The organism is Cysteiniphilum litorale (assembly GCF_003428165.1).
Classification (GTDB): Bacteria; Pseudomonadota; Gammaproteobacteria; order Francisellales; family Francisellaceae; genus Caedibacter; species Caedibacter litoralis.
On sequence record NZ_QLIQ01000035.1, the window covers coordinates 14,660 to 28,554 of the forward strand.

12 protein-coding genes are annotated in these 13,895 nt (G+C 39.0%); 10 read left to right on the forward strand and 2 right to left on the reverse strand.

What is annotated here, in order from left to right:
- Window positions 1-29 precede the first annotated feature (29 nt).
- Window positions 30-1,376: a 23S rRNA (uracil(1939)-C(5))-methyltransferase RlmD gene (gene rlmD, locus DNJ75_RS11845; protein ID WP_117003665.1), complete on the reverse strand. Its 1,347-nt coding sequence runs from the start codon at window positions 1,374-1,376 to the stop codon at window positions 30-32.
- 176 nt (window positions 1,377-1,552) lie between these two features.
- Here rlmD and DNJ75_RS11850 point away from each other — a divergent pair, with 176 nt between their 5' ends.
- The 10 genes from DNJ75_RS11850 to ychF all read left to right on the forward strand — a co-directional run bounded on the left by DNJ75_RS11850 (window position 1,553) and on the right by ychF (window position 13,240).
- Window positions 1,553-2,047: an FKBP-type peptidyl-prolyl cis-trans isomerase N-terminal domain-containing protein gene (locus DNJ75_RS11850; protein ID WP_117003666.1), complete on the forward strand. Its 495-nt coding sequence runs from the start codon at window positions 1,553-1,555 to the stop codon at window positions 2,045-2,047.
- A gap of 176 nt (window positions 2,048-2,223) precedes the next feature.
- Window positions 2,224-3,231: a thioredoxin domain-containing protein gene (locus DNJ75_RS11855; RefSeq protein ID WP_117003667.1), complete on the forward strand. Its 1,008-nt coding sequence runs from the start codon at window positions 2,224-2,226 to the stop codon at window positions 3,229-3,231.
- 211 nt (window positions 3,232-3,442) lie between these two features.
- Window positions 3,443-4,798: a tRNA (N6-isopentenyl adenosine(37)-C2)-methylthiotransferase MiaB gene (gene miaB / locus DNJ75_RS11860; protein ID WP_117003668.1), complete on the forward strand. Its 1,356-nt coding sequence runs from the start codon at window positions 3,443-3,445 to the stop codon at window positions 4,796-4,798.
- Window positions 4,799-4,802: 4 nt separating this feature from the next.
- Window positions 4,803-5,783, forward strand: a complete 981-nt coding sequence (locus DNJ75_RS11865) for a PhoH family protein (protein WP_117003669.1) — start codon at window positions 4,803-4,805, stop codon at window positions 5,781-5,783.
- Window positions 5,784-5,788: 5 nt separating this feature from the next.
- Window positions 5,789-6,256, forward strand: coding sequence for an rRNA maturation RNase YbeY (gene ybeY / locus DNJ75_RS11870; RefSeq protein WP_117003670.1), 468 nt, complete (start codon window positions 5,789-5,791; stop codon window positions 6,254-6,256).
- A 6-nt stretch (window positions 6,257-6,262) separates the two neighbouring features.
- Window positions 6,263-7,111: an HlyC/CorC family transporter gene (locus DNJ75_RS11875; RefSeq protein ID WP_117003671.1), complete on the forward strand. Its 849-nt coding sequence runs from the start codon at window positions 6,263-6,265 to the stop codon at window positions 7,109-7,111.
- 17 nt (window positions 7,112-7,128) lie between these two features.
- On the forward strand, window positions 7,129-8,616 hold the full coding sequence (lnt, locus tag DNJ75_RS11880; protein WP_117003672.1) for an apolipoprotein N-acyltransferase: 1,488 nt from the start codon (window positions 7,129-7,131) through the stop codon (window positions 8,614-8,616).
- Between the two features lie 74 nt (window positions 8,617-8,690).
- On the forward strand, window positions 8,691-11,408 hold the full coding sequence (glnE, locus tag DNJ75_RS11885) for a bifunctional [glutamate--ammonia ligase]-adenylyl-L-tyrosine phosphorylase/[glutamate--ammonia-ligase] adenylyltransferase (RefSeq protein ID WP_117003673.1): 2,718 nt from the start codon (window positions 8,691-8,693) through the stop codon (window positions 11,406-11,408).
- Window positions 11,409-11,542: 134 nt separating this feature from the next.
- On the forward strand, window positions 11,543-12,118 hold the full coding sequence (pth, locus tag DNJ75_RS11890) for an aminoacyl-tRNA hydrolase (protein WP_117003674.1): 576 nt from the start codon (window positions 11,543-11,545) through the stop codon (window positions 12,116-12,118).
- A 30-nt stretch (window positions 12,119-12,148) separates the two neighbouring features.
- The gene (gene ychF, locus DNJ75_RS11895; RefSeq protein WP_117003675.1) at window positions 12,149-13,240 is read left to right on the forward strand and encodes a redox-regulated ATPase YchF; all 1,092 of its coding nucleotides are present in this window, start codon (window positions 12,149-12,151) and stop codon (window positions 13,238-13,240) included.
- A 12-nt stretch (window positions 13,241-13,252) separates the two neighbouring features.
- On the opposite strand, the gene DNJ75_RS11900 is transcribed toward ychF, so the two are convergent.
- Complete coding sequence (locus DNJ75_RS11900; RefSeq protein ID WP_117003676.1) at window positions 13,253-13,540, reverse strand: hypothetical protein; 288 nt, start codon at window positions 13,538-13,540, stop codon at window positions 13,253-13,255.
- Window positions 13,541-13,895 lie beyond the last annotated feature (355 nt).

A 13,895-nucleotide genomic window follows, 5' to 3' on the forward strand; every position in this document is an offset into this window, starting at 1 on the left:
CGATATACCCTATATGTTCTACTATGTTTTTATTTTTCAAAAACCGCAATAGATTCAACATGTGTCGTATGTGGAAACATATCCATGACCCCCGCTGAAAGCAGTTTATAACCCTTTTCATTAACTAAAATGCCCGCATCACGCGCCAAAGTTGCTGGATCACAGGACACATAGACAATACGCTCGGGGTTAATTTTTTCAATTTGTTTACATACCATCTCGGCTCCTGCTCTTGGTGGGTCCAATAGTAACTTATTAAACTCATTTTCCACAATCCATTCATGTTTTGAAATATCTTCAAACAAATTCACAGGATAAAAAGCAACATTGTCTATGTTATTGCGCTTAGCATTTTCCATAGCGCGCATCGTCATTGCCTCATCACCTTCGACACCCACAACCAATTTAGCTTTTGTTGCCAGTGGCAAACTAAAATTACCCAAACCACAAAACAAATCAAGCACTGTATCATTAATTGATACCTCCAATAACGCTATCGCTTGCTTTAACATTTTACGATTAATATCATGATTAACTTGCGTGAAGTCATTGGGCTCAAAATAAACAGTTACACCATAATCCGTCAAATGATAAGACAGCGACTGTGGTTCTTGCGTTACCTCTGGGTATAAACGTGTTATCGTATCCGGTCCCTTAGCCTGCAAATATATCCAAAACTGCTGCGCTTTAGCAAAGTCAGTTAACTTAGCTAAATCCTCGTCAGTAAATGCACTTAAGTGACGGATAATCAATGCGGTTACCTGATCATCTACTGCCACTTCAATTTGCGGAATTTCTTTGTAGTTTGAAAGACTAAACACTAGATCCTGTAACAAAGTTAAATTTTTGCCTACACTTGGGTGCAATACTTCACAGTGATTAATATCGGCAAGAAAACGCCCATCGCGCTCTCTAAAGCCAACAAGCACTTTAGCTTTTTTATGCACATAGCGCACACCTAATCGTGCCTTAGTACGATAACCCTCGTGTGAGCTTGATCGTAAAGGTGCTATACGCGCAAGAGGCTCAAGACCTTGTCCAAAATGTTTAAAATGATTCAGCAATGTTTCTTCTTTAAATGCAATTTGCGCATCAGGTGCGACATGTTGAAAAGAACAACCGCCACACACCTCAAAATACTCGCATGGCGGAGCAACACGCTTAGCACTTGGCTTTAGAACTTGTACCAGTTTACCTTCATCATAATTTGATTTTGATAAAGTGTATTCAAACGCGACCTCTTCGCCTTTTAAAGTAAATGGAATAAAGGTTGTTTTACCGTCAATTTTAGCGATTCCACGCCCTTCATGCGACAAGCTGGAAATAGTGGCATTGAATACCCCGCTAGGAAAGTTTTTCTTGATTCGTCTTGGCATTAGGTTGCAATAAGCATAATTTTAAATGTGCGTTAGTTTAGCAACTGTATATAAAATGTCATTGTTTTTTGATCTTTTTAATGCTTTTCACTGTAAAACGCTTGTTCTTTGCTAAGGTGCTGTTTAAGCTAATGAGGTTCGATTTAACACATTAATCATTAAAATATGGAGTAAATATGAAGAAGTTAACCACCATTGCATTATCACTTTTAGCCGGCAGCGCATTAGTTTCTGGCGCTTTTGCTGACGCAACTAAAGCGGCACCTGCTACTGCTCAACCAGCTAAAACAGCTGCAACAGCACAAAACAACACAGCGGATGCAAGTTACACGATTGGTTATTCAATCGGCAAAAACATGACTGAGCAATTAAAGCAACAAAATGTCAGCCTAAACACTGATGATCTTCAACAAGGCTTTGTTGCTGGTATTGAAGGTACTAAGCCCAAGCTAAGCCAAGAGCAAATGGAGCAATCAATGCAAGCCTTCCAAAAAGAAATGGAAGCTAAAATGAAAGCGCATGAAGAAGCCGCTGAAGCCGAAGCTACTAAAGCTAAAGCCAAACTTGATGCAGCAAAAGCACAAACTGCAACAACTGCAGCTGATACAGCAAAGACGCCTGCTGATAGCGCTAAAAACGCAGTTGACGCAACAAGTGCTGCAGCAAATTAAGCATTAGCTAATTAATATACCAAAACATCAATAGATATCTACACGCCCCACTGTTGGGGCTTTTTTATGGAAGAAAATTACTATTTGAGCATGAACCTTTTTCCTTTTAGCAACAACTTTGTTATAGTTCGGAAAGATTATTTTTATTAACTGAAAAACATGGAGCTTTATTCATAATGCGTATGTCAAAAAAAATCATCGTAAGCACGCTAGGCGCTGCACTTTTTGCCACTGTTCTAGCAGGTTGTTCACAATCTGACTCAAAGGACTCAGCAAAGGCGACCCCTGAAGTAACAAAAACCGTTGCAACACAACCAACAGCAACTGAAACTGCAAAGCCAGTAACTGCTACTGATGCTCAACAAAGTGAAGCAACACTTATCAACAATGTAAGCTATACCTTAGGCTATAGTGTTGCAGGTAACGTCAGCGCACAATTAAAAGCACAAGGTGCAACTTTGGATAACGCGCAAGTTCTAGCTGGCTTTAAAGCAGGTATTTCAAATGAGCAAGGTAAGTTCTCACAAGAGCAAATGCAAACCATTATGCAAACATTCCAAAAAGACTTAATGGCAGCACAAGAGAAAAAACAAGTAACCTCTGTTCTAGAGAATGCCAAAGCACTTCTTTCAAATGAGCAAACACCTACCATTGGACCAAAAGACGCCAAGGTTGCCGTGATTGAATTCTTTGATTACCAGTGTGTATTCTGCCACAAAGTAGCGCCAATCATGGAAAAAGTGATGGACGCCAATCCAAATGTAAAATATATCTTCAAAGAATTCCCAATCTTTGGTCAACGTTGGGAGGCATCACAATATGCTGCTGAAATGGGTATTGCTGCTTATATGCTAAATGGCGCTGAAGGCTATTTGAAATATCACAATGCCGTTTTCGCTAGTGGCGTTGACGAAGGCAAATTAACCGTTAAAGATGTTAATGATGCTGCGAAAAAAGTAGGTGTTGATGTTGCAAAAGCTGAAAGCCTGATCAAAGAGAAAAAAGTCACTGATAATATTGCAGCGGACATGAAACTTGGCTTCGATAAGCTTGGCATCCAAGGTACACCAGCAATTATCGTTATGCCGTTATCCGGTGCGACTGCTGCTAACACAACAGTTATTCCTGGTTTTGCACAACAAGACACCATTCAAGCAGCAATTAATAAAGCGCAAGGCAAATAACTCCACTGGGTGTAGGCAATACGCCCTTTAAATTTTTCAATTATTTTCTCATTACGTGTTTTGTACAGACTTTGATATTTCACTAGCCTTTTTACACAAAAAACGCTACCCTATTTTGACTTTTTGCTAGGCTAATAAACGATCTATTGCAAATCAAACACGCTTGGCACTAAATGCAAATCATACAATAAATAAAATCAGGTAACTAAAAATGACAGACAGCGTGATTGAAAATCCCGTAAAACAACATAAAAAAGTATATATTAAAACACTTGGCTGCCAGATGAATGAATATGATTCATCACGCATGAATGAAGTTTTAGGTGAGCATTTTAATACCAGTAAAACGGAAGATTATACTCAAGCAGATATCATTCTTATCAATACCTGCTCCATTCGTGAAAAAGCACAAGAGAAAGTTTTTCACGAGTTAGGACGTTGGAAAAATCTTAAGAATAAAAATCCTGAGCTTGTCATCGGTGTTGGTGGCTGTGTCGCGTCACAAGAAGGCGAAAACATTATTAAGCGAGCGCCTTTCGTGGATATCGTTTTTGGTCCACAAACCATTCACCGCTTACCTGATTTGATTAAACAAAAACAAAAAACTGATATTTCGCAAGTTGATATTTCTTTCCCTGAAGTGGAAAAATTTGACCACCTGCCAGCACCAAAAGCTGAAGGCGCTAAAGCTTTTGTCTCGATTATGGAAGGCTGTGATAAATACTGCTCTTATTGTGTTGTACCATATACACGAGGGCCTGAGGTTAACCGCCCATTTGAAGATGTGTTAGCAGAGTGCGCTATTTTAGCCGAGCAAGGCGTTAAAGAGATCACACTTTTAGGTCAGAATGTCAATCACTATCTTGGTAAAATGGCTTCAGGTGACACGGCTGATTTGGCGTTACTTATTCATTTTATTGCAGCGATTGACGGCGTTGAGCGTATTCGCTTTACCACTTCTCATCCAGTTGAATTTTCAGACAACCTCATTAATGCCTATGCTGAAGTACCACAGTTAGCAAATCACTTACACTTACCGGTGCAACATGGCTCTGATCGCATCTTAACAGCCATGAAGCGTAATCACACGATTTTAGAATTCAAACAAAAAATTCGTAAACTTCGCAAAGTTCGCCCAGATATTACCATTTCTTCTGACTTCATCGTTGGCTTTCCAGGTGAAACTGAAGAAGATTTTGAGAAATTAATGGATCTTGTTAAAGACGTTCAATTTGATCAGTCTTTTAGTTTCATCTATAGCAAACGCCCTGGAACGCCTGCCGCCAACTTAGCAGATGACACACCTGTTGAGGTTAAAAAAGAGCGTTTAAAGCGTTTGCAAGATCAGCTTAATCATAATGCGATGGTCATTAGCCGCCAAATGGTTGGCTCAACACAACGTATTCTAGTGGAAGGAATTTCCAAGAAAAATGATAAAGTGCTCGCAGGGCGCACAGAAAATAATCGCATCGTTAACTTTGCTGGTGATTCTGGTTTAATTGGTCAATTAATTGATGTTAAAATCATTGAAGCTTTACCACATTCACTACGCGGAGAAATTATTTAGCTTCATGAAATCAATACAATTTTATCTTGAACCAGATAGCGCACAAATGCTTGCAAAGCTTTGTGGCAATTTAAATGAAAATTTACACTTAATCGAAAAATATTTAGCCGTTGAAATTATTCAACGCGGCAATAATTTCCGCATCGTGGGTCCTAAGACCGCAATTACAGATGCGCGAGAATTTCTAGAAGAGCTTTACGAAAAGCTTGTTAATGATGTCCAGTTTGAGCTTAATAACAAAGAGCTCAATATCGCGCTTAATGCACTTGCTAAAAGAGAACAAGCAGATAAAAAAGAAAAATTTATCCCTGAATTTCAAGTGATGATTGGCTCGCGCCCTATTAACCCACGCACGGTTAACCAAGAACGTTATCTAAAGCGCATCCAAGAAAATGATATTAACTTTGGCATAGGTCCCGCGGGCACTGGCAAGACTTATCTGGCAATGGCATGTGCTGTTGCTGCCTTTGAAAAAGGTCTTGTTAAACGCTTGGTACTTGTGCGCCCTGCTGTTGAAGCAGGTGAAAAGTTAGGCTTTCTACCTGGTGATTTAGCACAGAAAGTTGACCCTTATTTACGTCCAATGTACGACGCATTATATGATCTGATGGGTGTTGAGCGTGTTGGCAAGTTAATTGAGAAACAAATCATTGAGATTGCGCCCTTAGCCTATATGCGTGGACGCACGATTAATGATTCATTTATTATTCTTGATGAAAGTCAAAACACGACCAAAGAGCAAATGAAAATGTTCTTAACGCGTATTGGCTTTAATTCAACAGCAATCGTCACCGGTGATATTACTCAGGTTGACTTACCCAAAGGTGTTACCCCTGGACTTCGTCATGCCATTGAAGTGCTTGCCGGCGTTGAGGGGATCAGCATGACATTCTTTGAAACGATTGATGTCGTGCGCCACCCAATCGTCCAACGCGTTGTTGCTGCTTATGATGTGTATGAGCAACATCATAGTCAGGATTATTAATCACAATGCTTGAAATTGATATTAACAATCCTAATGCACTTTACCTTCCTGCTGAAGATAAACTCAATACTTGGGCAGAACACACTTTAAAATTCCTTAACAAAGCTCAAGCGATTATCAGTATTGAAGTTGTTAATGCTGATGAAATGCAACATTACAATAATAACTATCGCGCCAAAGATAAGCCAACCAATATCCTCTCTTTCCCGTTTGAGGCACCTCCAGGACTACCCAAGGATAATGAAACTGAGCATTTTCTAGGGGATTTAATAATATGCCCTGAAGTTTTGCAAAAAGAAGCAAAAGAGCAGCATAAATTGCTCGATGCTCACTGGTGCCACATTCTAATCCATGGCATACTGCATTTAGTTGGCTATGACCATATCGATGAAGAGGATGCCCTTGAGATGGAGAGCATAGAAATCGCTTTATTGGCAGAGCTTGGTATTGATAACCCTTATGTTGAGAAATAGTAAACAATGGACGACAAACAGACGAAAAACGATAACGCTGAACATTCTCAAACCTGGCTTGAAAAAATAGCCGCAACCATCTTAATGCCGCACAGCCCTTCTGACTTTTTAGGTCTTGTAAATCTTGCTGTCAAAAAAGGTACGATCGATAGCGAATCGCGTGACATGATCAAAGGGGTATTAAATGTCGCCTCGTCATCTGTCGGTGATATTATGATTCCACGCACGCAAATGGCGACGATCCATGCAGGCATGACCAGCAAGGAAATCATTCAAACCATTGTTAACTCAAGCCATACACGTTTACCTGTATTCTCGGAAAATCGTGATGACATTCTTGGAATACTTCACACCAAAGATCTACTCAAGGTAGTACTTGAGCACAAGGATCTTTGTGTTGATCATTTAAAACCAATATTACGCAGTGCAATTTTTGTACCTGAAAGTAAAAAACTTGACGCACTCTTACGTGACTTTAAAACCAGTCACAATCATCTTGCTATTGTTGTTGATGAGTATGGTGTCATCTCAGGACTTGTCACGATTGAAGATATTCTAGAGGAAATCGTTGGTGATATCGAAGATGAGTTTGATCAAGAAGCAACACAGATTCTTAAAATCAACGAAAACGAATTTAGTATTGATGCATTGACTGAAATCGAGGACTTTAATGACTTCTTCGATGCCAACATTGATGATAGTGAATTTGACACGATTGGTGGACTTATTATCAATAAATTAGAGCATTTGCCTGAGGTGGGCGAAGAAGTAAATATTGGTCAGTTTACCTTTAAAGTAACAGCAGCTGACAAGCGCCGCGTGCGTGCGCTGCATGTGATTATCAATCAAGAATAAACTCACTGTTATAACATATGTCTTTCATTATAAATACACTTTTAGCACTCATTGCTGGTGCACTTTTAACCCTATCATTTTCACCGATTGGCTTTAGTATTTTTGACTTTATTTCACTTATACTTTTTATGCAGATTCTGCAAAGGCAACAGCGCATGCGTCGAACCCTTTGGCTTGGATATTGTTATGGCATTGGTTTTTTTGGCTCAAGTATTTCGTGGATTTACGTCAGCATCCATGCCTTTAGTCAATCAGTGTTTTTAGGTGTCACACTGACCATTGTTTTTATCTTATTCTTAAGTCTATTCTTTTTAGCGTTTGGGTATGCTTATGCCAAACTTAAAAATCATCACTTCATTTACAGAGTTTTGTTATTACCCGTTGTATGGTTAATACTAGAGCTCTTACGTACGCACCTTTTTACCGGCTTTCCATGGGTGTTACTTGGCTATTCACAAACACATACTTTCTTAGCAAGTTTCGCCCCCATTGGCAGCGTTTTTCTGGTAGGTTTTATCATATGCTTTATCTCAATATGCATAAGTGAAATGATCAATCATATCCGTCAACCAAAGATTGTGATTTCAATGATGATCAGCATTATTGTCACCTTAGTTATTGCTTGGTCTTTGCAGCAAATCAAGTGGACGAAAAGTGACGGCATTGAAAAAAGTGTCAGCATCCTCCAAGGCAATTTTATTCAGGATCAGAAATGGGATCCTAGCATGCTGCAAACGATTATCAATTATTACTATACCACCACCAGAGACAACCCAGCTAATTTGGTTTTTTGGCCTGAGAACTCCATTCCAACATTTAAAACATTTATAGAACCTTTTTTACGTCAAGTAGATGACTTAGGTGACACACAGCACAGTGCCATTTTGGTTGGCACCGTTGCATTAAATGCGAAAGAACAATACTTCAATTCAGCCTTTGTCTATGGTTTAGGCTCTGGTCACTATTACAAACATCATTTAGTGCCATTTGGTGAGTACTATCCTTTTGCTTATTTTCTTGAACCTTTTATGGCGTATTTTAATATCCCAATGTCAAGCTTCACCAAAGGTAGCGAAGTACAGCCTTTACTTAAAATGAACGGTTTAAGTGTCGCGCTATTTATCTGCTATGAGATTGCATATCCATCTGAGGTACGTGATCAGCTACAAAATGCTGATCTTATTGCCGTTATCAGTGATGATGCGTGGTTTGGTGATTCCCTTGCCCCTTGGCAACACGAGGAAATTTCACAAATGCGTGCGATTGAGACTGGACGTTATGTCATTCAAGCAACCAATAATGGGGTCACCTCGATTATTAACCCTGAGGGTCAAACCATCGCCAGCCTTCCACGCAATGAACAAGCCGTATTAAAAGGTAAGGTTTATGGTATAGAAGGACAAACACCGTGGATGGTTTATGGGTTATTACCTGTTACACTATTATCTTTATTATTTCTGCTAATGGCATTTATTGCTTACCTACACCAAAGGAAGCGTAGTTAACAGCAGAAATTCTATTAAACTTTTTCATACTGATATAGACTTAACATCATCAATCGGTAAAGTTTCTATTTTTGATGAACCAACAACATTTTTGTGATCAGTTTCATTTATATGATCTTCAACCTGATCTTTTAAACAAACTCTTTATCACCTTTAATAGCAGCACTTTTTTTGCGCGTTTTCTTAGCCAAAATCCTAAGTATTTTATTAACATCAGCTGGCTTGAAATCGACACTTTAGAAGATATTATCCATGACATTACTGCCTTATTTTCAGCACATCATACGAATGAATCACTGGCAAAATCTTTACGCCTATTACGTCAACGCATCCATGCTAAACTTGTTTTTCAGCAGCAACATCAATACATTCAATTTACACAAATTGCCAAAATTATTTCATTGACTGCCAAAGAAATTCTGCGTCAAACTGAGCAATATTTACGACAGCAAATCACCCTCGAGCGCAAACTTCACCAAACGCCAGATCCTTTGGCTATTATCACCATGGGGAAGTTAGGCGGCAATGAGCTTAATTTCTCCTCTGATATTGACCTTGTATTTATTCAAACAAACAACTTGCCACTATTAAGACAATCTGGCAGCGAATATAGCCCCATGCGTTTTTATACCGAGCTTGGACAACGTTTGATTGCACTACTTAATGATGTCACGATTGATGGCTTTGTTTATCGCATTGATATGCGTTTACGCCCCTTTGGTGATGGCGCACCCTTAGTCACTGAGTTTGAAAGTTTTAAACATTACCTTATTCATCATGCACGTGATTGGGAGCGCTATGCTTATATCAAAGCAGATATTTTACACCCCAACACTCATTTTACGAATGATCTCAAGCATAATATTCATCAATTTGTGTATCGCCACTATCACGATTATCGCATGCTCAATGCCATTCGTGATATGAAGCACAAGATAGTCACGGAGATGAAATCTAGTACGCTAAAAAGCAATATCAAACTAGGTCGTGGAGGCATTCGTGAGATTGAATTTATTTGTCAGTGTTATCAGCTTGTTTATGGTGGTCAAAATATTACCTTGCAAACCAATCAGCTGGCAACAGCGCTAGATGCCTTGCAAAAAGCCGATATTTTACCCGCGGCTCAAACAACTGAATTATACGCACACTATGTATTTTTGCGCGATGTTGAAAATGCGCTACAAATGTTTGACGATCAACAAACACATCAATTGCCTGATACAGAGTTTACACAAAAAAATGTTGCAAGCTTAGTTGGTTACGACTCTTGGCAAATATTAACTCACAAAATAGAATCAACACGTGCAAATATAAGCTCATTATTTGATGAATTAACTCGCTTTAATACATTAGCTTCAAATAACACTGCCACCATACCTATCGCCAATCTTGAAAAAGCGACTGATATAACAGTGAAGATTAATGAGGATAACGCTAAACAAATTGAAATAGATCAGTTTTTCTTACAATATCAAAGCCAAATATCTGAAGATGTGCTACCAGCCATCAAGCACTTATTACAGCTATGCTTACACACCTACCCTCATCTTATTAAGCATATATTGGTACTTCTTAACAACTTAAGTAAACGCCAAACTTACTTGTTTTTGCTATTAGAGCATCAAGCACGTCACTTAGATTTCTTAGAGCTTCTCAACAAAGGACAGCGAATTATTGAAATGCTCACTGAACACCCTTTTTTATTAGAGCGCGCGTTGATTTATAAGACGCATGATGATGTTTACTTAGATATTGATTATTTGCGCAATAACTTACGTATTTATTTACAAGCAATCGACATTCAAGATATCGAAGCCTTTTTAGAAAGTTTACGACGCTTTCGCTTAGAACAAGTATTTAATATTATTGTCAGCGAGTCACGCGGACATATTTCTTTGATGGAATCTAGTGATCTTTTTAGCCACCTAGCCACTGTAATCATTGAAGCCGTGCTTGATGGCGCGTGGCGAGAAGTGTTTCAATATAGTGATATCACTGAAAATTTACAGACCTTATATAAACAGTCTTTGGGTGTAATTGCTTATGGCAAACTCGGTGGACTTGAGCTTAGTGTTGCTTCTGACTTAGATTTAGTTTTTGTTCACGATCGTATGAGCACTGAGCTATCACCACGCTTATTTGTACGAGTGGTACAGAAATTTGTCCATTTCATGCAAATTAAAACCTATCATGGCACCTTATATGAGATTGACTTACGACTGCGCCCTGAAGGTGACAATGGTTTTATCGTGCCAAGTTTTGAATCTTACTGCCAATACTTAAAAACCTCAGCATGGACGTGGGAACATCAGGCTTTAACCCGTGCACGTATGATTTACGCCTCTGACGATTTAACACATAAATTCAATGCACTTAGATCTGACGTGATATATCAAAAACGTGATCTAGAGCAGCTCAAAAAAGATATTGTTGATATGCGTCACAGAATGCGTGAGCATCTACTCAAAGTTAATGCGCAAGAATTTGACCTAAAGCAAAGCATTGGTGGTATGGTTGACATTGAGTTTATTGCTCAGTTTTTTGCACTTTTTTATAGTCATGAAGTACCTTTTGTCTGCTACTACAGCGATAGTATTCGCATTATCCAAACCATGGAAAGTGCGCGTTTAATCGATATTAAAACCGCTAATACATTAATTGAGCATTACTGTTATTTTCGCGATTTAGGATTTAAACGCTATCTTGATAAGCAACCAAGTATTGTGCCACTTAGTAGCTGCCAACAACAAGCGGATGAAGTCAGTGCTATCTGGCATAGTCTATTCTTTTAGCCAATAAAGTCAGCGACAGAGAGTCTGTAAAATGGTTTGAGGGCAATATCCATAACGAGTATAATCAGCGGCATTAAAATTTAGATATTTATGACCCATCTTAAATGATGACGTCAGTTAAAGGCATTATAAACATGACACAGATTAAACTCATCGTTGGTCTTGGCAATATTGGCGGCCAATATGAAGGCACGCGTCACAACGCTGGTCAATGGTTTTTAGAGGCAGTTGCCGATAAGTTAAACTTCACACTTACAAGTGATAGTAAATTTCATGGCGCTACAGCACAAACGCAAATTGGCGCCCATAAGCTTTGGCTTTTATATCCCCATACCTTTATGAATAAAAGTGGTTTAGCGGTATCTAAATTAGCTCAATTTTATAAAATCATGCCCGATGAGATATTAGTAGCACATGATGAGCTTGACCTGCCTTGTGGGCAAATCCGTCTTAAAAAAGGTGGAGGACACGGTGGACATAATGGTTTAAGAGACATTGATGCATCTCTTGGTACACGCGATTATCATCGTTTACGCATTGGCATTGGTCATCCGGGTGATCGCAACAAAGTCGTGGGCTATGTACTAGGCAACCCATCGCTTGAGGATAAAATTGCGATTGATCACAGCATTACACGTGCGATTTCTCATCTAGGCGATATAATACAGGGCAATTATCAAAGTGTGATGAATGAGCTTCACCAAAAATAAACATAAAATAACAATAAATAAGGGTTTTATATGGGTTTTAAATGCGGCATCGTTGGACTGCCTAATGTCGGCAAATCAACACTATTTAATGCATTAACAAAAGCGGGCATTCAAGCAGAGAACTATCCATTTTGTACGATTGAGCCAAATGTCGGCATGGTTTCAGTACCTGACCCACGTTTGGATCAATTGGCTAATATTGTCAATCCACAGCGCGTTTTACCTGCAACGATGGAGTTTGTTGATATTGCAGGGCTTGTTGCCGGCGCCTCCAAGGGCGAAGGTTTAGGTAATAAGTTCTTAGCCAATATTCGTGAAACCGATGCCATTGCTCATGTTGTGCGTTGCTTTAACAATGATGATGTCATCCACGTTGCCGGACAAGTCAATCCTATTGATGATATTCAAACGATTAATACCGAGCTTTTGCTTGCCGATATCGAAAGCGTTGACAAAATCATTCAACGTGTGCAAAAACTTGCTAAAAGTGCCAACAAAGAAGCCAAATTACAGCTTGAGTTTTACCAAAGTCTCAAAGAGCATTTAGAGTCTGAAAAGCCAGCGCGCAGCTTCGAGTTTAGTGATGAGCAAAATACCTGGATCAAACAAACGCCATTGTTAACACATAAGCCCACGCTTTATATCGCTAATGTCAATGAGTCTGGTTTTGATAACAATCCGTTATTAGATAAAGTCATTGAATTTGCTAAAACTGATAACGCAGATGTCGTTGCTGTATGTGCTGCCATTGAATCTGAAATTGCTGAGCTTGACGATGATGAAAAAATGGAGTTTTTAAGTGACCTTGGTTTAGATGAACCAGGTCTTAATCGCGTGATTCGAGCAGGATATAAATTATTACAATTACAAACCTACTTTACCGCAGGGGTAAAAGAAGTGCGTGCATGGACTATTCCTGTCGGTGCCACTGCTCCGCAAGCAGCTGGCAAAATCCACACTGATTTTGAGCGTGGATTTATTCGTGCTGAAGTGATTGGCTTTAATGATTATATTCAATACAGTGGTGAGAAAGGTGCCAAAGATGCTGGCAAAGCACGCCTAGAAGGCAAAGAATATATCGTCCACGATGGTGATGTTGTTCATTTTAGGTTTAATGTTTAAAACGATTTAGTTTTACTTGTTATAAGCTTTATTTTTTAGTCTATCTAAATCATATGCTCCAAACTCAGCCATAAAGAAGTTGTTTTTGCTTCCTCCTTCCTTATTTTCTGTCCATGCGACAGCAAAAGGTAGAGAGAAAGTTGGAAATCCGGGGATATAAGAGGCATATGCTTCAACTCCATCATATATACCTTCTGAAGCAGAATAGCGATATCCAGATAAGTTGTGTTGTTCCTTGTCTGCATAATGCTTAATTTCCCATATTCCTTCATCTCGACCTTCCTTAGTATTATTCTTCATATAATCCCACCATGAAACATAAGCATTATCAGGTCGGTATGTGTCAGGATTATTACCACGTGAGTGAAACCATAATGCTGTTGTCCCTATTTTAGGTACTCTAAACTCGGCAATTGTAGCCCATAGAGGAAAACTTAAATTTTTTGACCTTACTTGCAAAGATGCTTGATGAAAAACACTTGCCGCACAATAACCACTAATTTCCCCACCAAATGGTACGGTACAACTTATAATACCCCAAGAAATTTAAACAGTATCTTTTGAAATTCATTTCCGATATATTGTTGAAAGTGAAATGAACAGAGGGCGTATTTATGAGCACAAAAAGGACAAGTTACTCATCCGAGTTTAAGGT